Below are 19,660 nucleotides of genomic sequence, written 5' to 3' on the forward strand. Positions count from 1 at the left end.
TTTCCTCCTTCTAAATTACACCGGCATAATGGAATGTATTAAATAGCGTTACACAAACTAACGCACATAACAAAACATTATAAATTTGATTAAGAACCTTACATGACGCGTGCCGATTAATCCATGTCCCTAAAAGACCTCCAATGATGGCCGCAACCACAACAACAATTCCTACCGTCAAGCTGATTGCTGGCTTAACCGGGCTGACCGCAATCGTGACCATCTTAGTTAACTGAGAGAAAAAGATAATTCCCACCGAATAAACGGCTGCTTCCCGCAAACTAAATGAAAACAGCAACATCGTCAATGCCACGTTGATCGGGCCGCCGCCAATCCCCAGAAAGACTGAAAAAGCCCCCAATCCAATTCCAACGATCAAAATCACAAGAATATTTTTCAAATGGAAGCTGACCAATCGTTTTTTGACAAAGTTATAAATTAAAACTGAAACCAGCATGACAAAAAGCATCGCTGATTGCAAAACTTTAACATGTGATGCCGGCATAACTGTAACTGTTAACCGCAGTAATTGTTGTCCAATAAAACCACCAATCACCGAACCAATCGAAATCGTCAACAGTGGTTTAAAATCAAATTTAAATCGTTGACGCAATTGCTTTCCCAGCGCCACAATTGCCATGACAAAAACTGCCAACGATGAATAAAAATTAATCGTCGCGGTTGGTGCATTGCTAACAATATCAAACAGCGGTTTAATTACCACCCCGCCGCCTAAACCGGTCGATGAACCTGACGCAGTTGCTACCAAGACAACCAGGACGTAAATCAATAAATCTTCCATCTGAAACCCTTCTTTCACTATCAGTATACTTTTTCAAATTTGATTCTTCCTAATAATCTGCTTGACTTTATATAAAAAAATTTATCCTTCATTTTACTAATCCCTATTTTCTAAAAAGTGTATAATTAAACTACATGGAAATTCATAAATCATAACTATTTTGGAGGATTTACTTATGGCAAAAATTTTTGCATATAGTATTCGGAAAGATGAAGCTCCTTACGTTGAAGAATGGAAAAAAGCTCATCCTGATGTTGAAGTTGAATACACTGATGCCTTATTAACCCCTGAAAATGCTAACCTTGCAAAGGGGGCTGATGGGGTCGTTACTTACCAACAATTACCATATAAGGCTGATACCGTTGAAGCTTTACATGAAGCCGGTATCAGCAAATGGTCACTCCGAAACATCGGAATTGATAATATTGATTTAAAGAAAGCAAAAGAATTAGGATTTACATTAACAAACGTCCCAGTATACTCACCAAACGCAATTGCAGAACATGCGATTGTTCAAGCCGCTCGAATCTTACGGCAAGATAAACGAATGGACGACAAAATGGCGCGCGGTGATATGCGGTGGGCCCCAACGATCGGCCGCGAAGTTCGCGATCAAACATTTGGAATCATCGGAACAGGCCATATCGGCCGTGTATTTATGGACTTAGTTGAAGCCTTCGGTGCCAAAATCATCGCTTATGATAAGTTTCACAACGATGAAGTTGAAAAGAAGGGTTACTACGTTGATTCATTAGATGAATTATATGCACAAGCAGATGTCATCTCATTACACGTTCCATCTCTTCCAGAAAACATCCACATGATCAATGACGAATCAATCGCTAAGATGAAAGATGACGTTGTGATCATGAATGTTTCGCGGGGGGATTTGATCGACACTGATGCTCTTCTTCGTGGGTTAGACAGCGGTAAGATCTTCGGTGCCGTCCTTGATACTTATGAAGATGAAGTTGGAATCTTCAACGCTAACTGGGATCAAAAAGGCGTTCCGGATGCTCGTTTAGATGACTTAATCCACCGGGACAACGTTTTAGTAACGCCGCATACTGCCTTCTACACAACCCACGCTGTTCGTGAAATGGTAATGCAAGCATTTGACAACAACTTGTTAATGATTCAAGGCAAAGAACCCAATACACCGGTTACATTATAAGATCAATAATAAAAGGCTGCGATTTTGAAGTCGCAGCCTTTTTATTATACTTTTATATCTAAATCATATTTTAAAATTATCTGTTCCAAATACTGTTTTAAATTTTGATAATAGTCTTTTGCATTCAGGATCGATAACACTTCAAGTGCCTGCTTAACCTTCGTTAATCCAGCCGGAATTTTTTGGTTGATCAGATCCAAAATCCCGGTAAAATAAAGGCGCAACGTTTCTTCAAATAGCATATCTTCATTTAACTGGTAATTGTTGATCAATCCCATCATGATTCGTATATCCTGATAACTTTGATTCTCAATGAAAACCATCAGCATATTGATCAGCACGCGGAAACTTTCACTTCCATAAATCCTCAGATTCTGGTACTTTTCAAGATTATGAATCACCTTTTCCCGAAACATGCGAATCTGATCAAACGAAAAGGCAAACATCGCGTTATTAAACATCATCAACTCATAATGGGTCCAAGTTTCACACTCGATCAAATAATCGATGACCACTTGGCGTGCATCTTCATCAAGCGGGACCCTTTTTACCTTGTCAATCGTCAATTGTGTTATGCATGCTAAATGACGGTACTTCTCATCATTTTCATAAATTGCACAATAATTAAGCGTCCGTTGTAAAAGATCATCTAGCCGTTTAAGATCGCCTTGAGCAATCGCCTTTTGTAAGTCAATTACATACCGTTGTTCATAATTCGTTTCAAATCCGTTCGCAATGTACTTAAACTCGGTGTAACTCACGTGCAACTTGGCAAGGAGTTTCATAAAATTATCGACTGAGGTCCCTGTTCGGTTCATTACGAAATTTCTATAGGCCGTTCGACTGCAAATGCCGGAAATCAGCTTACCGATTGGTACGCCCTTTGCAATCCTGATATTTGAAACAATTTTACCATAGTTTTCTTCCAAAAAGCATCCTCCCTATGCACACAAAAGTGTGAAGATTCACTTTTTTGTGTGAATTTTTCCTTTCGCTAACCCTTAACCCTTAAATTAAGGTTAAGGGAGAAATCCATAAAAAGGAAGTGATTTTGAATGTTATTTTTACTTTTCTTCCTTTAATCAACTAATAGTTTCAAAGAGAGGATCATATGAAAAAGATTAAACTGTTCAACTTATTCTCAACATCACTTGTTTGTTCATCACTCTTGATGACGGCTCCCGTTTCAGCAGCCGAAGCTCACAGCGGACAGCTTTCACCAAATTCGCAAATGCCGATTGAAAAGAAAGAATCGGTGATTCCGAACACAACAACCAGTTTCGTTTTGACGAAAAATAATCAAAAACAAACGGTCGATGATACGGTGAAGTATATTGAAAGCCAAGGAATCAAGGTTAAATCAGTTGTTCCTGAAATCGGCTGGATTGAAACTGACCGAACAAACCATCATCAAGAAAAGAAAATTGAAAAAGATACCCACGCAGATGTGCAAACCCCTGATAATCAGGCTAATAACTCATATACACCAACCGCCGTTCCATCGCAGCCAAACTTTAGCAGTCCGATGAATAAATATTTCTGGAACCGGCAATGGAACATGCATATGATGACCAAAAATCCTGACAATTATGCAAATGATACACAGTCACATGTCAAAATCGGGATCATCGATAGTGGAATCACTGACGAATACCGTCAGCGATTAGGTTCACGAATCCGGTACACTGAAAACTTTGTTCCACGGGGTGGCTTCAATTATATGGATCATGATGAAACTGGTAATCCACATGATACCAACGACCGGATTGGACACGGAACATCGGTTACCAGCTTGGTTGCCGGCACGAATGAAATGGTCGGTGTTAACTCTAACGCAACGATCGATGAATACCGGGTCTTTTCACACAAAGGTTGTAGCTCATCATGGGTTTTAAAGGCGTTAATCAGAGCCGTTAATAATGGTGATGACGTCATCAACTTGAGTTTAGGACGTTATGGTCTTTTGACTGGTGGTTACTTAAATGGCCGGGCAAATAACGACATGCCTGAATACCAAGCCTGGATCCGGGCCGTTCAATATGCTAAGCAACATGGTAGTACCGTCGTAGTCGCTGCAGGAAATGAAAACATTAATTTAAATGACCCGCAAGCAATGACGGCATACATTAACAAAAATAATCCGCAACTTCACGCGGTTGGCCAAGGAGTCAGCTTACCAGCAAGCGTTCCGGGTATTGTCCAAGTGGCCGCAACTGGTAATCAAGGTGAACGGGCTGAATATTCATGCTACTCAAAAGATTCGGTATATGCTCCGGGCGGAGATTCCAATCGAACAGGAATCAACCATCCAAATCAATTCTTTATCCCAACTGATTGGTTGTTAACATACGGTGGCCATGGAACCCAATATAGCTTTGGAATCGGGACTTCCTTCGCTGCTCCGGAAGTAACCGGAATGATTGCCCATGAAATTTCAAAGAATAATTTATACGGTCAATCAGACGCGGTAATCGCCAAGTTACGTCAATCATTAGAAACCAACAAGCACGGATTGCCGTGCGTGATTTTAGACAAGTTGATCAACGATGACCATGCTTCAGCAACCAACGACAACAGTCGGCATTCATCAAGTTCAAGCAGCAGTTCATCGTCATCATCAAGTTCACGGTCTTCAAATCATTTTGAACAACAGGAACAACAAGAAGATTCGCATGATTGGTGGCAACAAATCCAACAACAAATTGCTGAATAGTAAATTCTAAAACATAATTATTTGAATAGAATATGAAAACTGCAGTTAGTAAAAACTAACTGCAGTTTTTTTTAGCCGATTCAAATTTCATAAATGTTAAGCATTTACTTAACTATAATTCGGTAAATATGGTAAAATACTACCTGTCTATCAAGGCTCTACCCTATTTAGGCATATTGCTTTAGCTAATGGAGGCTTACTTAGTAAACCAATTACACCAATCAAACCACTTAAAAAGGCAATAATAATAAACCTTTTGAGTCTAATTGTCATTGTTTTACCCTTTCGTTTAGTTTAAAAATCAAATTATTCTTGATCTCTCCTTAGAATATTATAAACCGTTTGCTTTGAAATTCCCAGCCTATCAGCAATTTTTGTTTTAGGAATTCCCTTTTTTAACATTTCAATTGTCTTAAAATAAATTTCGCGATTTTGTTTTTTAGGAGAATCAGCACAATACTGAACCTTTTTTCCTTTATATTTACCAGCTAATTTTGCCAGTTCAATTCCTTGACGTTGTCTTTCACGAATCATTTTTCGTTCTTGTTCAGCATCATATTTTTTTATTTCCAAAATTAAATTTGTTAATAACCTTTTTAAATTATGATCTTTAATTCCCTCAAAAGTTGGTAAGTCTAATACATTTAAAAACGCTCCCTTTATTGTTATTTGATTGATAATACGAGTAATATCATCACTATTCCTGCCTAACCTATCCAAACTGACTACATACACTTCGTCCTCACTAGTTAGCCTTTTTAATAAACGTTTTAACTGTGGACGTTCCATATTCTTACCCGATAATTTCTCTTTATAAATTAAATCAACCTGCTCTTTTCTTAAACGAACAATCTGTCGTACTAAGTTTTGATCAACGGTTGATACTCGTGCGTATCCTATCTTCATTTTTTATAGTCCTTTTTATATTTTTCGTCTAAATAGGGTAGAGTCTTATCGAACCATTCAATCAAAATTCACTAGAAAAAACAATTTAAGGATTTCCGTACAAACCATTAGTAACTATAAGCAACCTTTTCAGTATACAATAAATGCCAATTTTAAAAAAGTTGTCCTTCCGGCTGTCGGAATGTCTACCAGTTTATTTCTTAAAGTCACTGGCGTTATTTGTATTCTTACGGCCGCTATTATCTACTTTAAATTTCTATAAAAAAGGAGAATACAATATGAAAAAACATTTAAGATATATTTTCAGTGGCATAATCGCGGCTATTGGACTGCTATTTATCTTTAGTATTCCCATCACAAACTTTATGATTACCAGTTTTCATCCCACAGTTGAACGGCAAATATCATATGATGTGCCTTACAATTGGGACAGCGTTAAATTAGTTAACTTTTTTAATGTTATGAAAGCAAGAATTTATCATCCTGAAGTTCATGTGATTGGTGCAATATACAACGAAAAAATCGATTTAAATACCCCAATTGCCCAAGGGGTCGATAATACAATATTCACTCTCTGTGCTTCAACGCTTTATCCCAATGAGGAAATGGGAAAAGGAAACTATATCCTTGCCGCACATAATGTGCAATACAGTAAAGTGGCACTGTTTAGTCCAGTTTACCGATATGTTCATCTTGGAAGCATCATTAATATTACTAATTTTAACCAAAACTACACTTACAAAATTACTTCTAAAAAAGTTATATCGCCGAAGAATTACTCTGATTTATCCCCAACTAGGAAAGCTACATTAACTCTCATCACATGTGATCGAACCAATAAGAAACGTGAGGTTTATGTCGGAAAGTTAGTAAAAACAACTCGTTTTAGTGCCTTACCCCAAAGTACTAAAAATTATCTAAAACGAAGGTTTAATTATTAATGTACGTCATGATTAATGAACAAGGAAATGTTCTTGTTGAAGAATACGATATTCCGAGTAACACTAGTCATTTTTTCTTTGCTGACTTAGGTACGATCGTAGCAATTAACACTTACTCCACAAAAGATATAACAATTAAGAAGCTTTTCCCTTGGTCTTCTCCAAAGTCAAATAACTATCGGCTAATAAAGAAAAAAATTTGGTTTAAAAATCAAAAAAATTTTATTTTTCGGAATTCTTAAAAAATAGTAGTCCAAAAAAAGATGAGGTCCTCTAATTGATGACCCCATCTTTTTTTCACAATATTTTTATTATTCAGTTCTTAAATCAAGAACATTTAATGCTGGTGTTAATTCTCCGCGATACTTACCTTTTAATGTTAGTTGCTGATATGAATTTACGGCAATTGTCATTTCTTCATCCATAAATGACTTCGAATAATCTTTATAGTAAAAATCACCTAAAATCGTTGACAGCTTTGCATTATATTCATGATAATCACTGTCTTTGCGCACAACTAATAGCCGAAATTCTTGATTTAGGGTACATGAAATTGCTTCCTCTGGTCGGTAACCAACGCCGTCATCAAAATCTAAAAGAACAACTGCCTTATGATCCTCAAAATATGGTCTTAATTTTGCTTGAGCTTCATCTGTAATTTTTAATTCCATTATTCTTCCTCCTCACCACTTCTATTTTATCCTATCTTTTAGTAAGTTAATAGATTTTTGATCAATCGTTTCATATGAAACAAAAAGAGATAGCGATCAAATCGTCATCTCTTACATTAAAGTTATTCGTTTTTACCGGCATTAACTGCTTTAGAAATTACATCACTAGGGCTGTTGCCATTAACACTATAAACCTTATTATTCTTTTGCCATGTTAATGTGTATGTGTTCGTTGCAATATCGAATGTCCCAACACCATGATTTTGTGGAGCTGGCAAATAAACATTCTCTAATTCGCTCACAATTTGTTTGGCTGTTGGTGTTGGATCTTGACCCTGAACAGCTGATGCCCGTACTGTAAATGACCAATTTCCTTCATTCCATTGAAGCATTTGCTGCCCTGCACCAGAATTTAAAGTCCCTGTAATTCCATATCCAAGGTTAACGGTCGGTAATCCCTGTTGATTCCCAGGCGTGTAACCCGGTTGGTTAGTAACGTAGCTTGTTGCTTGAGCTTGATCGTTAAACTCTTTGGTTTGCGCATTAGTTGAGGCCTGATTTTTTTGCGCTGTTGGTTGTTGATTTGTTTGAGAATTATTCCTTGTTGCCACAGCGCTAACATTCGCCGTCGACTGATCAGCGGCGGTTTGATTTTCACTGCGTTTAACCGCTTCGGTTTTCGGCGTATTATCCGCTTTTTTACTATTCGTTGAAGTTGACCGATTCCCGCATCCTGCTAAAATCAATGCCATTCCAGTAACTACTAATAAACTCGTTTTTTTCATTTTCATTACACTCACCTGGCTTTCTATTACACCTTTATTATACCATTTTCCAGGTTAGAGTTTCTCTCCCGGATAAAAATTATCCCGATGATAAACCATTAATCCATAACAGAAATTAATAATCACCAACAACGATGCCGCAATCCAAATCGTATGGATCCCACAGTAATTATCAAGCAAAGCCGATACAATTGCGCCGCAAATAAAACTAATAACTAATAATAAATAATTTGAAGCCGCTCGCGTTTGACTACTGTCATGGTTAACAAAATACTTTGTCCAAGCAATCACCGCTTTTTGTAAATTTCCCGTTGAAACTGTGTTCCGATATCCTAGACCTTCAATCTTATTAAATGCGATCGTCTGCATTGCAATCCCAAAGGCTAAAAACGGAACAACAAAAACATTAGGGACACTGGTCGGGACAAAGCCCACTACCAATGAAATAAACATAATCGGTAAAATACAAAAGATTCGTTTATACTTTGACTTAACTTTTAACGCAATCGTTGTTACAACGATCAATCCCAAAATATAGGCTAGGAAAGTGGCAATCTTCGTAGTCAGTCCTGGAAGATTATGTTTGGCAATATCCGTTCCGAAAAAAATAATGTTTCCGGTTTGTCCAGCAGCTAACGTTCCGCCACGTTCTGTAAAAGTATACGCATCAATAAAACCGCCGCAAAAAGTAAATGCTAACGCTAATTCCCGCAATTGATACAAATGCGGTCGTTTAATTTTTTCGCGATATGCTCGCAAATTGCTCTTCCTTTCTAAAAATCGATACTTTTCATTATAGTACAAAAACGAGGCCATGACCCTTGCATAGCCTCGTAATTATATTACGTTCTAGAGAGTTATTATTTCCGCATTTCATCCTGTAAGTAGTTATAAAGCATTGCTTCTTTTTGTGGTGCCGGATCGACTCCTAAAATTTCGGCAATCTTAAATGCATAAGCCATTGCAGTTGCCGGTCCTCGACTAGTAATGATTTTACCAGCTTCATCAACAACGACAATTTCATCCGAATGCGTGGCATTCTTAATGTCGTTTTCAAATTGCTTTTCAACTCCCGGAAAACACGTGTAGGTGCAGTTATCCAACAATCCGTAGCGGGCAAACGCAACCGGACCTGAACACATCGCAGCGTTCCACTTTCCAGCGGAATGGCGTTGCTGGATCAAATCCATTAGTTGATCACTGTCCCGCAAGTTATCAGCGCCCTTTGATCCGCCTGGGAAAATAACAACGTCATAGTCTAATAGGCTTTCATCCATCACCTTATCACAGGTCAGTTTAATCCCGTGGGCACCCATCACATCGGTGCTTTCCAAACCGACCATGTCAACTTCAACTCCTAACCGGCGCAAAGCATCGACCGGTGTTAATGCTTCGATTTCTTCACACCCCGGAGCAACCATTACTGCTGCTGTTTTTGTCATATTATCGCTTCCTTGTAAATTTCCGTTTTCCTTTGTACGGGTAATCAAATTTTCTTTTGAACGAGCAAAATAGTCAGTTGGTAAACAACATAAAATTAATTGAACTGCCAACACTCCCAGTAAAATGATTCCAAACGACAAACCGAAAAGTTTAACCATCAGTGCCGCTGCCCACCGCAAAACGATCCAAATTACAACAGGGAATGTTTTAAATCCAATATCGCGTAATCTACGTGCTAAAACTGCATATTCTGCAATGTATACCAATACCCCACCAACCGAAACAATCAGGCTGCCAACCATAATAATTGATTGGTGCCCTGATGCCATTGAAGATTCTAAACTACCATAAAAAATCGTATATAAGGCAATTGCAAAAATTATACAGACAATCTGCCCCCACCAATAACCTGCACGCGTTGAACGACCGCCATAGCTTAAGACTCCTCGGCAATAATCATGAAAAGCCTCTTCAAATGAAACTTTTCCTTTTTCACTAATTCGCCGCATCTTAAAATCCTTCTTTAATCTTATTTTTCACGAAATACTTTCGTTTCCTTATCAACTGCCATTGCGTCAGTTGGAATGCAGAACAGTAAAATTAAGAATGCTTGGCAAACCACTAACGCTGCAACAGCAATCGTTGACGTAAATAAAATATTTAACACTGCCAAAATCGCGTTAATAACCACTAAAACCGTAATCGGCAACGTCTTTAACCCTGCATCCCGTAACCGCCGAAACGCAAGCGCCGTCAATGGAATCAACATTACCAGCAGAAAAATTGCCCGGATAACCAGGAACACGATTCCGCTTGTTCCCCCAGCATAGGTTAATGCAAAGTATCCTAAAATCAACTGATCGATCACGATCAAAATCGCTAAGTATTCAACGATTCCGATCCAAAATGACTTTCGAACCGAACGACCGTTATAGCTGATAAATCCCTTCCAAAAGTTTAATAAGCTGTCTTTTAACGTGACATCTTGATTTTCATTAACTTGTTTAAGCTTCATGTTCTCTTTCCTTTCAGTACAATCCTCTTTATCTATTAATGATACCCCACTTAAAATGGAATGGTCAAAAAAAGAAGGCCCGAACCTTAAGTTCCAACCTTCATCATTTTTCATTTCAACTATTTAATTTCTTGTTCCCGACCGTCTGGATAAAAGACAACGGTTGGAAGTGTTGTATTTGCAGCTGGAGCAGCCTTTGTTAATTGCGGCTGCGCATCTACTGTTGTTTGCGTTTCATCAACGGTGTCTTTACCCCGAACTAACCAGTTTTCCTTTTCGGCAACGAATTGGTCAGTTGGAAGTAAAGTGAAAATAAAAATAATAATACCTACTATCAAACCAATTAAAGTACTTACATTAGCTAATGCAAGTGCTGAACCATGCGTTGCAATTACTCCAATTATAGGTAAGACGAAAATAAGAACGTTTAAAATAACAATCGGTACCGTTTTTAATCCAACATCACGTAATCGCCGAAAAATAACTGCTAAATTTCCAATTAACATTGCAATCATACATCCAACTAATCCGAACACTACAATAATCAATGCTGATCCAAAAGAAAGAAAAGTTAGCAAAATCGTAGCTAATCCAAGAAAATAAATTGTCGCAAAGTAATTAAAAACGGACCACCAGTATCCCGAACGAGTTGACCGACCGCCAAAACTAAACAAGCCATGCCAGTAATCTGATACGGCATCTTCAAACATTACTCTTCCTTTTTCTTCAATCTTTTTCATTTATAGTTCCTTTCTCGTTAAAATATTGCTTTGTTTTCAAAGAATATTGAATTTTCCTTTTGCGTTGCCATCGCTCCGGTTGGAAGGCATAAAAAGATAATTTGAATAGTTAAATCAATTCCAAATTCCCAAAGTAAAGCCCATAACATTCCTTGAGGAGAACCGTAACCTACTGTAAAAATCTCCCAAATGATACTATCCAGAATAGCCATGATTCCCCAACCAATAAACATCGTCTTCAATTTTAGACCAACATCTCTTAACCGCCGAATCATCACTGACCAGTTAGCAACTCCAACTGGAATCATTAACCCAGTGATCAAAAGTCCAGGTCCTAAAAGTGCAAGTAACACTATAAATATAATACACAAAAAGGCACCTAAGCCGTCACCAAAAGATAAATCAGGCATTGTCGTTAGTGCATGACTAATCGTATTAAAAGTGAAAACTGTTAATGTGATGACTATTCCCATTACAACAATATAGATTGGAATAATTAATAGCTGAGACTTCCAGTATCCTGCTCGGGTTGAACGACCGCCAAAACTCAATATTCCATGGAAAAAATCATGAACCGCTTGTTTAAAACTAACTTTTCCGCGTTCCATAATTTTTCCCTTTTCAATCGTTTCTTCCGTTCCGTTTGGATTAAACTTAATTACCCGTAAATCATCACAGAATTTAAAGTTTTCAGGCTCTTCAAAAAGGAATTTCATAAAACCATTTTGATATTCTTTAACGAAATGACCTGTCGGAACAGATAAAACGTAAAGCAACCATATATTAATTACTCGAATAACAAATCCTAAAAGAGGAACCCGTAAAAATAATACTGTAATAACAATCCAAATTACTAATGGTGCGGTTTTAAAGCCCACATCCCGCATTCTTCGGAAGAATAAAGCAGTACTTCCAATCGATATTGTAATATATACAACTGTTTCAATTAGTAATGAAATAATTAAAAACGATCCTACTACCTTATTTAAAGTCATCGCTAAAATAATATTTAACGTCACAATTCCGCCGGTTACAACCATTAAAATCGTTAATGGCATCATCAAAACTCCATACCAATAGCCCTTTCTTGTTGACCGACCACCAAAACTGAAAAGCCCGCGCCAAAAATCAATAAAGGCTTGTTTGAATGAAATTTCCCCAGATTCTTCGATCCGTTTCACCTACATCACCTTTCCGAATATTAATTGTTTTTTATAATGCACGAACAATATCTTAACATACATTATTCATTTTCTCGACCTTATTTTTCATTTTGTTTCATCCAATTATGAAAATCATTTTGATACAGTAACAATCCAATTATAAATGTAATAATATCAGCAACTGGTTGGGCCCAGACAACTCCGTGAAAACCAAAGAACGCCGAACATGCCAACATTGTAATTAAGTAAACTACTCCTTGCCGTGCAAATGACATTGTAAATGCACTCCAAGCTTTTCCAGCTGATTGGAAAACAGTTGTAAATACCAAAATTGCTCCGATAAATGGTGTAGTTGTCAAACAGGCCCGCAACATGTAAGCTCCAAGGTTAACAATTACCGCTTTATCCATAAAGACCTTAATTAAGAATGGTGCAATGATCATCAAAATAATTGAAAAGATAATTGCATACCCCACTTCAATCAACAAATCAAAGTCAAGGGCTTCTTTAAATCGCTTAACGTTCTTTGCCCCATAGTTATAACCAATCAACGGCTGGGCACCAAAGGCAAATCCAACCATTACTAGGGTAATAATTGATGCGATTTTTTGAGTAATTCCCATTGCAGCCACCTGATTTGCACCATAAGCCGCTAAAAAATTATTCAATAATGCAATTCCAAAACTTTGCATTAAATTTGTGATTGATCCCGGAATTCCAATTGCTAAAACTTCCTTAAATTCTTTCCAATTAATATGGGCTTTTTTAATATCAACATTAATATATTTACAGTCTCGAATAGTGTAATAAATCAGTAATCCTAACTCGAGTGCATATCCCAGAAGATTTGACAAAGCGACCCCCCGCTGCCCCCCATTTCAATCCAAAAATAAAAATCGGATCAAGAATCAGTGATACGATAATGCCATAAACGGTTGCCAACATGCTTTGTTTAGCCAAGCCTTCCGTCCGAATCAAATTCGTTGGCGTTAATGATGTAATTACAATCGGTGAACCGAAAACATAGACGCGGTAAAAGGCAGCCGCATACTTATATGTTGCCGCCGTTGCTCCTAACATATGTAAAATTGGTTTTTCGAAAATTAATAATAAAACCGTAATAACTAGTCCTAAACCAACTGAATAGTAAAAACATGCACTACTAGTTCGAACACTGCAATCGTGTTCTTTCTGGCCAAACAATCGCGAAATGACCGAACTGCCACCAATCCCGAAAATATCGCCTAAAGCGAGCATAAACATAAATAACGGCGTGCAAACTGTAATTCCTGCAACAAGGTTTGTATTCCCGGTTTGCGCAACAAAAAATGTGTCTGCCAGATTATAAACCATACTAGCAAGCATTCCCATTACGACCGGCAATGAAATTTTAAAATAAACCTGTTTAATTGGTGCTTTTTCAAATAGTTCTTCCAAAATACTCTTCCCTTTCCGCGTTGTTTTCATTATTTTTCAACGACCATGATATAATTAAAATATATCATGCTATGTCAAGTTTCATTTTTAGAGAGGATCTTTGAAATGGCAATCTACCTGTATGAAGATAATCGCGGCAAAGTCTTATTTTTAGACTGGTACCGCAAAATTCGCGAAAAAGATCAAAGTATTTATCGTAAAGTCAATGACATGCTGACTCAGATGAACGAGCAGACTTTACCGCTTACCCGGCCAACGGTTAAACGGATGATCTTGCGGCTTCCTTACCGGCACTTATATAAAATCCGCTTAGGCAAGTACCGGCTAATGTTCATTGCTCAGGACGGTGACTACTTTATCATGCATGCTTTCCGTAAAACGACCCAAAAAACACCTGATAAGGAAATTCACAAGGTTGATCGCGAAATCAAACAACATCATTACATTCCGCTAAAGCGTAAAATGCTTGAAGAAAGCGAAGGTTAAAATTATGGCTGATGTATATTTTCAAAAAATGACGCCGGAAGGGCATCAGCAAATCATTAATGAAATCGAAGCATTAAAGGCTGACCGGCCGGCAAAAATTAAACAATTACAGGAAGCCCGGGCGCTTGGTGACCTATCTGAAAACGCCGAATACAGTGCTGCCAAACGTGACTTGCGCCATCTTGAAAGCCGGTTACGTTATCTCAACAAGCAACTGCAATATGCTCAAGTAATTGAGCCAGAAGACAATGGTGAAGTCGACATCGGCACCGACGTTGAATTACGTTTTGAAGATGATAACGAAACCGAAACATATCATATTGTTGGTAAACAAGAAGCCAACGTCGATGAGCAAAAAATTTCATTCGATTCACCAATCGGTCGTGCAATCATGCATCAAAAGGCTGGAACAACCGTTAATGTCGTTGCCCCAGCTTCGTCTTATCAAGTTACGATTATTAAAGTGAGTGTAAACAAATAGTGGATGAGCAATGCTCATCCACTATTTGTTTGATTTCTTTTTTAAATATTTTTTCGCCTGAACGACCATCCATGCCATATCAGCTGCAATCTGATCGTCGCTTCCCTCAATCTCTCCGTTAATGTACGATTCAAAAACGCCCCCGATCCCAGCTGCAATAAAATGCTGAATTGCCGGGTCAACGTCTGTTCCGTACTCGAATTGCAATCGTTGCAAAACATAATATTGAATTCTCTTCCGAATTAATGCCGAGGCTTGACCATTATAAACGCGTTTAAAAAATTTCCGATGCCTGCCAAGCATTGTCAACGCTTCTCGGTAAAAGTCAATTGGTTTCGCGTCCGGTATCTGACGGACATTTTCACGAAACGCTTCAAAATGTTCCTTTAAAATTGCATCTAATAGATCATACTTATCCTTGAAATGCAGGTAAAACGTCTTCCGTTCAACATCTGCTGCATCGCAGATCATCTTGACCGTAATGTCGGCAAATGCTTTTTCCTGAATCAATTCACCAAATACTTTTTTGATTCGTCCAGTTGTGCGTGCAACTCTTCGATCCATCCTATCCTTTTCTCCTTTTCAATCATTTTCACACCCTAATAATATCTTTTCAAAAATGTTGCAATTTCAATTTTCATGTTCTATTATATATAAGCGTAATAAGAAACACAAGTGTAATTATATACATGTGTTAATTAATTTTAAAGAATTTTGTTTTTTAACGAATTCATCGGCAATTTAATAGATATCAAAATTACTAATCATATAGGAGGTCATTTTATGAGCAACGCAAAAAAAAAGCGTACTTTGGATATGAATGGCAAACCATACAGCCGTGGTTTACTCATGTTGGTAATCATCATCGGGCTATTCGGAACATTCTTAGCCGGAACAATGCTTGCGACAGCGTATCCAACTTTAATGCACGACTTTAACATTAAAGCCAGCACCGTTCAATGGTTGTCAACGGGATTCATGTTGGTTACTGGGGTTATGATCCCAATCACTGCATGGATGATGAACCGGTTCAGTTCAAAGAAACTTTACATTATTGGAATGGGACTGTTCTTCATTGGAAACATTATTTGTTTCTGCGCAAACAGTTTCGCCATGCTTTTAACAGGACGGATCGTCGCTGCTCTTGGGGGTGGAATCTTAACGCCATTAGGGCAGTCGATCGCAATGTCAATTTTCCCGCCTGAAAAACGGGGAACTATTATGGGAATGGTCGGAATTGCAATCGGGGTTGCCCCTGCAATTGGGCCAACTCTTTCAGGATGGATCATTGACAACGCTAACTGGCGGATGATTTTCGGAATTACCCTTCCATTTATCGGGTTAGACTTATTACTGAGTTTCTTCTTCATGAAGAAGGTTTTACCAACTAAGAAACTTAAACTGGATGTTCTTTCAGCGATTATCGCCGTAATTGGCTTTGGCTCATTACTTTATGGCACATCTGAAGCTGGAAATGACGGTTGGGGATCAATGGTTGTTATTGTTTCAATCATCATTGGCGTGATTTTCATTGCATTATTCAGCTGGCGGCAATTTAAACTTGAAACGCCATTCTTGGATCTGCGTTTATTGAAGAACTGGCACTTCTCATTAGCTTCATTATTAGGTTCAATTGCCCGGATCGCCTTAGTTGGAGTTGAGCTAGTCCTTCCACTTTATATTCAAATTGTACGCGGAGAGTCAGCATTTCATTCAGGATTAATGCTTCTCCCAGGTGCATTGTTAATGGGACTAATGAGTCCTATTTCAGGAATTTTATTCGATAAATTAGGTGCTCGAACATTATCGATTGCTGGGCTGACTTTACTAACATTAGGAACATTGAACTTCACAACATTAACAACTTCGACACCAATTATTGAAATCGTCGTTCTATATGCTGTTCGGGTTATGGGAATCACCTTAGTATTAATGCCTTCAACAACTGCCGGCTTAAACTCATTACCATTAAATAAGATGAATGACGGAACGGCCATTAACAACACGTTACGGCAGACTCTTGGGGCAATCGGAACGGCGATCTTTACAACGGTTTACTCAAACATTCAAAGCGCGCAAATGCCTGGTAAAGCATTACTTCACAGTGCACCGCTTGAATACAAGCACCAAGCAATTACCGCTGCCTTAAATGGTTACCACGGAGCATTCTTTACCGCCGTTGTCTTCGGTTTGCTCGGATTGATCCTTGCATTCTGCCTTGAAAAAAATGCCGGATTAGTTAAAAAAGATGTTAATCAAAAAGTAGCAAAGGAGGCTTAGAAAATGGTTTTATGGATATTACTCATCAGTATGGTTCTTTTTGCCATAACCTTTATCGGATTAGTTAAAAAGCCAAAACTTCGCTATCCAATTTCAATTTTCTTCTTACTCCTTGCAGGTGCATGTTCAATTTCATTGATGTTGAATGATTCACATCACCTTGGAATGAAGAGTATCACTGAAACGCAAACAAAAACTTTAGTTTCAACGACTGGTAAAAATAGTCCGTTAAAACTGACCGTTTATAAATCCCTTGGAAATGGCAAAGAAAAGGTCTTTGTTTATCGAACAGCTGACCAGCCGAATAAGAATGAAAAGACCCAAATCGATTACGATGTTACGACAAAAGTTGAACACCGCAACGTCCAAACCCCGCAAGTGATAATTCAACGGAGCCGTTACACGTATCAAAATGACTTTTGGAAAATCATGTTTGCCGGCTTAGGTTTAAATAAGGAAACTTATCATTACACTTATACCTTTAAGGTTCCGCAAAACTGGCTTGTTTTAAGTACCAGTCAATTACAGGCAATGAAGAATCAGGAAACTGCTGCGAAAGCCCAAATCAAAGATCAAGTGAAAACACAATTACCAAATTTGGTTAAATCTCAAATGATGAAGGAATCACAGAAGAATCCAACAATGAATGATCAGCAAAAAGCTCAATTAGAAAAACAAATCACTGCGCAACAAGAAAAGCAACTCGTTGACAAACTTGAACAGCAAATGATGAGTAAGTTGATGCCGCAATTGGAAAAAGAATCATTATAAAATTAAAGGAAGACGTGAATTAATCGCGTCTTCCTTTTAATTTTATATTCGTTTGCTAATTTTCATTTAATATTATTTTAATAGTTAAATTCGAAACGTTACGAATGTTTAAAATTATTAATGTTTTTGTTAATATTCTTCTTTAAGAGACATTTTAAATAGTTTTATCTATTTCTTTTTTATACAATATGATGGTTACTTAAATATTTATTGTCAAAGAAGGGAATTTTACAATGTATATTTTACTTGATGACCAAGGCAGAGTCTTAATCGATGAAATTGACTATTTAACTGGTAAACATTATCAACACTTTGTTGATCCTAAAAGAATTGTTGCCATTAATTCTTATCGTAATAAAAAAGCCCGGCTTAAAACATTCTTCCCATGGTACTCATTTAAAAGCGATTATCGCTTAGTCCGTAAGGGAAAGTGGCTTTGGGATTTACGTAAAAATTCTAGTTTACAAAAAAATACAATTTAAAAAAAAGCGATCGTGACATTCTTTAGTCACAATCGCTTTTTTCATATTCCTACATTGGCCGATATGTTTTAACAACCGGAGTTGCATTCCCATCATGTCCAAACTGATTCATTTGATTTGATTGATCATTATCCCAAACCATAAAGGTATTTTCATCTTCCCAAACGTTAATTAATAAAAATTCAAAATCATCTTTCATTGAATGAGCCATTATACTTGAACTTAATCCCGTTGGCCGTTTATCAATTGAATTCCAAGATTTAAAAACTGACTTAAAGACCTTTTGTTCATCCTCATTAAGGGTCACATAGCGGCATTCAACGTATCCTGCTGCATCCGCTTGATTACCAACTACACCTTCAATCGTATAATTAAGTCCTGAATGAAAAATCGTCTCTTTTCCCGAATAATCTAACAGCATATATTCTGCATTACTGTCAGTTTCTAAAAACAACTTGAATTGCCGATCAGGATGATTGGCAATAATCTTCTTTAATTCTTCTAATGGTCCAAATGTTAAACTAATTTCTTGTGCCATCATGTTTTCAAGCTTCCTTTCACAAACCATTCGCTTCTATTATAGCATCCTTGCCAATTAAAATTTATTGATCTTTTTCACGAAATTCTCCTTCAATGATATTCGGATCACTTGGGCTTGGCATTACTAGCGCTGCAATCAAATATAATAATGTTCCAGCAAATACTGTTCCTGGAAAAATAATTAAAAACGCCCCAATAATTCGGGTAACAGCTTTATCCCAGTTAAAATATTCTGCAATTCCACCAAATACACCAAGAAAAACCTTATCGTTTGATTTTGTTAATTGCTTCTTTTTCATCAGCCTTTCCTCCTTGGTTCCATTATATGATTTTTAAAATTTAAAACTCAAATCTTTTTTCTTTCTCAATCTTCAAATAACCATAATCAATAATATCAGGATTTTAATATATAACGCATATGTTCTTCATATCTTTTAAATATAATATATAATATCGCAAAGGCGATAGATAACTTATGGCATTAAATAGAATTGAGATGTTAATATGCACAATCAAGTTAATATTGAACAAAACAAAGACATTGTATCAGCTCAAATTACTAAAATTTTAAAATCACAAATTTTTTTAAAAACTGAACATGGAAAAACAATTATTGTCAATTATCCTAAAAAACAACGCCAAACCCACCAAGCAAGACACCTTTTTACCCAAACTTTAAAAGATATCTGGCATCATCACTTATGGATTCCGGTTAATCAACGAACTAATCAGATCTTACAATATGATTGGTTAAGTTAAAAAAAAGCTGCGATTAAAAATGAAGTGAACCCTAAAAATTGGACACTTTATTAGCTAGGCAACCTGGGGCT

Annotated in this window: 22 protein-coding genes and 2 pseudogenes; 9 read left to right on the top strand and 15 right to left on the bottom strand. The window is 37.2% G+C overall.

Annotated features, from left to right (window positions below):
• Window positions 1-10 precede the first annotated feature (10 nt).
• Window positions 11-802, bottom strand: a complete 792-nt coding sequence (locus FC64_RS01070) for a sulfite exporter TauE/SafE family protein (protein WP_057906154.1) — start codon at window positions 800-802, stop codon at window positions 11-13.
• A gap of 175 nt (window positions 803-977) precedes the next feature.
• On the opposite strand from FC64_RS01070, the gene FC64_RS01075 reads away from it, so the two are divergent.
• Window positions 978-1,976 carry a D-2-hydroxyacid dehydrogenase gene (locus tag FC64_RS01075; RefSeq protein WP_057906155.1) on the top strand — a complete coding sequence of 333 codons (999 nt, stop codon included), beginning with the start codon at window positions 978-980 and terminating at the stop codon, window positions 1,974-1,976.
• A 44-nt stretch (window positions 1,977-2,020) separates the two neighbouring features.
• On the opposite strand, the gene FC64_RS01080 is transcribed toward FC64_RS01075, so the two are convergent.
• Complete coding sequence (locus FC64_RS01080) at window positions 2,021-2,905, bottom strand: Rgg family transcriptional regulator (RefSeq protein WP_057906156.1); 885 nt, start codon at window positions 2,903-2,905, stop codon at window positions 2,021-2,023.
• Between the two features lie 182 nt (window positions 2,906-3,087).
• On the opposite strand from FC64_RS01080, the gene FC64_RS01085 reads away from it, so the two are divergent.
• Window positions 3,088-4,689 (top strand): S8 family serine peptidase, encoded by a 1,602-nt coding sequence (locus FC64_RS01085; protein WP_057906157.1) that lies wholly within the window; start codon window positions 3,088-3,090, stop codon window positions 4,687-4,689.
• A 306-nt stretch (window positions 4,690-4,995) separates the two neighbouring features.
• Here the strand turns inward: FC64_RS01085 and FC64_RS01090 are convergent, their stop codons facing one another.
• Window positions 4,996-5,595, bottom strand: a complete 600-nt coding sequence (locus FC64_RS01090; RefSeq protein ID WP_057906158.1) for a recombinase family protein — start codon at window positions 5,593-5,595, stop codon at window positions 4,996-4,998.
• A gap of 278 nt (window positions 5,596-5,873) precedes the next feature.
• Between FC64_RS01090 and FC64_RS01095 the strand changes: the two genes are divergently transcribed.
• Complete coding sequence (locus FC64_RS01095) at window positions 5,874-6,536, top strand: class A sortase (protein ID WP_057906159.1); 663 nt, start codon at window positions 5,874-5,876, stop codon at window positions 6,534-6,536.
• Window positions 6,537-6,847: 311 nt separating this feature from the next.
• Here FC64_RS01095 and FC64_RS01105 read toward each other — a convergent pair whose 3' ends face one another.
• From FC64_RS01105 to FC64_RS01140, 9 genes and pseudogenes are all read right to left on the bottom strand, one after another.
• Window positions 6,848-7,207, bottom strand: a complete 360-nt coding sequence (locus FC64_RS01105; protein WP_057906161.1) for an iron-sulfur cluster biosynthesis family protein — start codon at window positions 7,205-7,207, stop codon at window positions 6,848-6,850.
• Between the two features lie 122 nt (window positions 7,208-7,329).
• The gene (locus tag FC64_RS01110) at window positions 7,330-7,998 is read right to left on the bottom strand and encodes a hypothetical protein (protein WP_057906162.1); all 669 of its coding nucleotides are present in this window, start codon (window positions 7,996-7,998) and stop codon (window positions 7,330-7,332) included.
• Window positions 7,999-8,046: 48 nt separating this feature from the next.
• On the bottom strand, window positions 8,047-8,751 hold the full coding sequence (locus FC64_RS01115; protein ID WP_057906163.1) for a YoaK family protein: 705 nt from the start codon (window positions 8,749-8,751) through the stop codon (window positions 8,047-8,049).
• Window positions 8,752-8,852: 101 nt separating this feature from the next.
• Window positions 8,853-9,434 carry a DJ-1 family glyoxalase III gene (locus FC64_RS07455; RefSeq protein WP_057906175.1) on the bottom strand — a complete coding sequence of 194 codons (582 nt, stop codon included), beginning with the start codon at window positions 9,432-9,434 and terminating at the stop codon, window positions 8,853-8,855.
• An 87-nt stretch (window positions 9,435-9,521) separates the two neighbouring features.
• Window positions 9,522-9,944: pseudogene (locus FC64_RS07460) on the bottom strand (DUF805 domain-containing protein); the annotation flags it as partial.
• A 20-nt stretch (window positions 9,945-9,964) separates the two neighbouring features.
• Window positions 9,965-10,450 carry a DUF805 domain-containing protein gene (locus FC64_RS01125; RefSeq protein WP_057906164.1) on the bottom strand — a complete coding sequence of 162 codons (486 nt, stop codon included), beginning with the start codon at window positions 10,448-10,450 and terminating at the stop codon, window positions 9,965-9,967.
• Window positions 10,451-10,569: 119 nt separating this feature from the next.
• On the bottom strand, window positions 10,570-11,190 hold the full coding sequence (locus tag FC64_RS01130) for a DUF805 domain-containing protein (RefSeq protein WP_057906165.1): 621 nt from the start codon (window positions 11,188-11,190) through the stop codon (window positions 10,570-10,572).
• A gap of 17 nt (window positions 11,191-11,207) precedes the next feature.
• Complete coding sequence (locus FC64_RS01135) at window positions 11,208-12,371, bottom strand: DUF805 domain-containing protein (RefSeq protein WP_057906166.1); 1,164 nt, start codon at window positions 12,369-12,371, stop codon at window positions 11,208-11,210.
• Window positions 12,372-12,451: 80 nt separating this feature from the next.
• Window positions 12,452-13,790, bottom strand: a pseudogene (locus tag FC64_RS01140) (MATE family efflux transporter).
• Between the two features lie 105 nt (window positions 13,791-13,895).
• Between FC64_RS01140 and FC64_RS01145 the strand changes: the two are divergent.
• Window positions 13,896-14,276: a type II toxin-antitoxin system RelE/ParE family toxin gene (locus tag FC64_RS01145; protein WP_057827572.1), complete on the top strand. Its 381-nt coding sequence runs from the start codon at window positions 13,896-13,898 to the stop codon at window positions 14,274-14,276.
• 4 nt (window positions 14,277-14,280) lie between these two features.
• Window positions 14,281-14,757, top strand: coding sequence for a transcription elongation factor GreA (gene greA / locus FC64_RS01150; RefSeq protein ID WP_057906167.1), 477 nt, complete (start codon window positions 14,281-14,283; stop codon window positions 14,755-14,757).
• Between the two features lie 21 nt (window positions 14,758-14,778).
• On the opposite strand, the gene FC64_RS01155 is transcribed toward greA, so the two are convergent.
• Window positions 14,779-15,321: a TetR/AcrR family transcriptional regulator gene (locus FC64_RS01155; RefSeq protein ID WP_057906168.1), complete on the bottom strand. Its 543-nt coding sequence runs from the start codon at window positions 15,319-15,321 to the stop codon at window positions 14,779-14,781.
• 219 nt (window positions 15,322-15,540) lie between these two features.
• Here FC64_RS01155 and FC64_RS01160 point away from each other — a divergent pair, with 219 nt between their 5' ends.
• The 3 genes from FC64_RS01160 to FC64_RS01170 all read left to right on the top strand — a co-directional run bounded on the left by FC64_RS01160 (window position 15,541) and on the right by FC64_RS01170 (window position 18,290).
• Entirely contained in the window at window positions 15,541-17,037 is a 1,497-nt protein-coding gene (locus FC64_RS01160; protein ID WP_057906169.1) for an MDR family MFS transporter, read from the top strand.
• A gap of 3 nt (window positions 17,038-17,040) precedes the next feature.
• A complete protein-coding gene (locus tag FC64_RS01165; protein WP_057906170.1) occupies window positions 17,041-17,808 on the top strand; it encodes a DUF4811 domain-containing protein in 768 nt (255 codons plus the stop codon).
• 233 nt (window positions 17,809-18,041) lie between these two features.
• The gene (locus FC64_RS01170; protein WP_057906171.1) at window positions 18,042-18,290 is read left to right on the top strand and encodes a hypothetical protein; all 249 of its coding nucleotides are present in this window, start codon (window positions 18,042-18,044) and stop codon (window positions 18,288-18,290) included.
• Window positions 18,291-18,339: 49 nt separating this feature from the next.
• Here FC64_RS01170 and FC64_RS01175 read toward each other — a convergent pair whose 3' ends face one another.
• Together FC64_RS01175 and FC64_RS01180 are read right to left on the bottom strand one after the other, a co-directional pair.
• Entirely contained in the window at window positions 18,340-18,831 is a 492-nt protein-coding gene (locus FC64_RS01175) for a hypothetical protein (RefSeq protein ID WP_057906172.1), read from the bottom strand.
• Window positions 18,832-18,892: 61 nt separating this feature from the next.
• Entirely contained in the window at window positions 18,893-19,129 is a 237-nt protein-coding gene (locus FC64_RS01180) for a PspC domain-containing protein (protein WP_057906173.1), read from the bottom strand.
• Window positions 19,130-19,334: 205 nt separating this feature from the next.
• Between FC64_RS01180 and FC64_RS01185 the strand changes: the two genes are divergently transcribed.
• Window positions 19,335-19,589, top strand: coding sequence for a hypothetical protein (locus FC64_RS01185; protein ID WP_057906174.1), 255 nt, complete (start codon window positions 19,335-19,337; stop codon window positions 19,587-19,589).
• Window positions 19,590-19,660: the final 71 nt, after the last annotated feature.

It is taken from the genome of Ligilactobacillus araffinosus DSM 20653 (genome assembly GCF_001435375.1).
GTDB lineage: Bacteria > Bacillota > Bacilli > Lactobacillales > Lactobacillaceae > Ligilactobacillus > Ligilactobacillus araffinosus.

Excerpts from the sequence above, each read along its gene's own strand:
- FC64_RS01070 (WP_057906154.1), bottom strand. The coding sequence starts at position 802 with ATGGAAGATTTATTGATTTACGTCCTGGTTGTCTTGGTAGCAACTGCG.
- FC64_RS01075 (WP_057906155.1), top strand. The coding sequence starts at position 978 with ATGGCAAAAATTTTTGCATATAGTATTCGGAAAGATGAAGCTCCTTAC.
- FC64_RS01085 (WP_057906157.1), top strand. The coding sequence starts at position 3,088 with ATGAAAAAGATTAAACTGTTCAACTTATTCTCAACATCACTTGTTTGT.
- FC64_RS01090 (WP_057906158.1), bottom strand. The coding sequence starts at position 5,595 with ATGAAGATAGGATACGCACGAGTATCAACCGTTGATCAAAACTTAGTA.
- FC64_RS01095 (WP_057906159.1), top strand. The coding sequence starts at position 5,874 with ATGAAAAAACATTTAAGATATATTTTCAGTGGCATAATCGCGGCTATT.
- FC64_RS01105 (WP_057906161.1), bottom strand. The coding sequence starts at position 7,207 with ATGGAATTAAAAATTACAGATGAAGCTCAAGCAAAATTAAGACCATAT.
- FC64_RS01110 (WP_057906162.1), bottom strand. The coding sequence starts at position 7,998 with ATGAAAATGAAAAAAACGAGTTTATTAGTAGTTACTGGAATGGCATTG.
- FC64_RS07455 (WP_057906175.1), bottom strand. The coding sequence starts at position 9,434 with ATGACAAAAACAGCAGCAGTAATGGTTGCTCCGGGGTGTGAAGAAATC.
- FC64_RS01125 (WP_057906164.1), bottom strand. The coding sequence starts at position 10,450 with ATGAAGCTTAAACAAGTTAATGAAAATCAAGATGTCACGTTAAAAGAC.
- FC64_RS01130 (WP_057906165.1), bottom strand. The coding sequence starts at position 11,190 with ATGAAAAAGATTGAAGAAAAAGGAAGAGTAATGTTTGAAGATGCCGTA.
- FC64_RS01145 (WP_057827572.1), top strand. The coding sequence starts at position 13,896 with ATGGCAATCTACCTGTATGAAGATAATCGCGGCAAAGTCTTATTTTTA.
- greA (WP_057906167.1), top strand. The coding sequence starts at position 14,281 with ATGGCTGATGTATATTTTCAAAAAATGACGCCGGAAGGGCATCAGCAA.
- FC64_RS01155 (WP_057906168.1), bottom strand. The coding sequence starts at position 15,321 with ATGGATCGAAGAGTTGCACGCACAACTGGACGAATCAAAAAAGTATTT.
- FC64_RS01160 (WP_057906169.1), top strand. The coding sequence starts at position 15,541 with ATGAGCAACGCAAAAAAAAAGCGTACTTTGGATATGAATGGCAAACCA.
- FC64_RS01165 (WP_057906170.1), top strand. The coding sequence starts at position 17,041 with ATGGTTTTATGGATATTACTCATCAGTATGGTTCTTTTTGCCATAACC.
- FC64_RS01170 (WP_057906171.1), top strand. The coding sequence starts at position 18,042 with ATGTATATTTTACTTGATGACCAAGGCAGAGTCTTAATCGATGAAATT.
- FC64_RS01175 (WP_057906172.1), bottom strand. The coding sequence starts at position 18,831 with ATGATGGCACAAGAAATTAGTTTAACATTTGGACCATTAGAAGAATTA.
- FC64_RS01180 (WP_057906173.1), bottom strand. The coding sequence starts at position 19,129 with ATGAAAAAGAAGCAATTAACAAAATCAAACGATAAGGTTTTTCTTGGT.
- FC64_RS01185 (WP_057906174.1), top strand. The coding sequence starts at position 19,335 with ATGCACAATCAAGTTAATATTGAACAAAACAAAGACATTGTATCAGCT.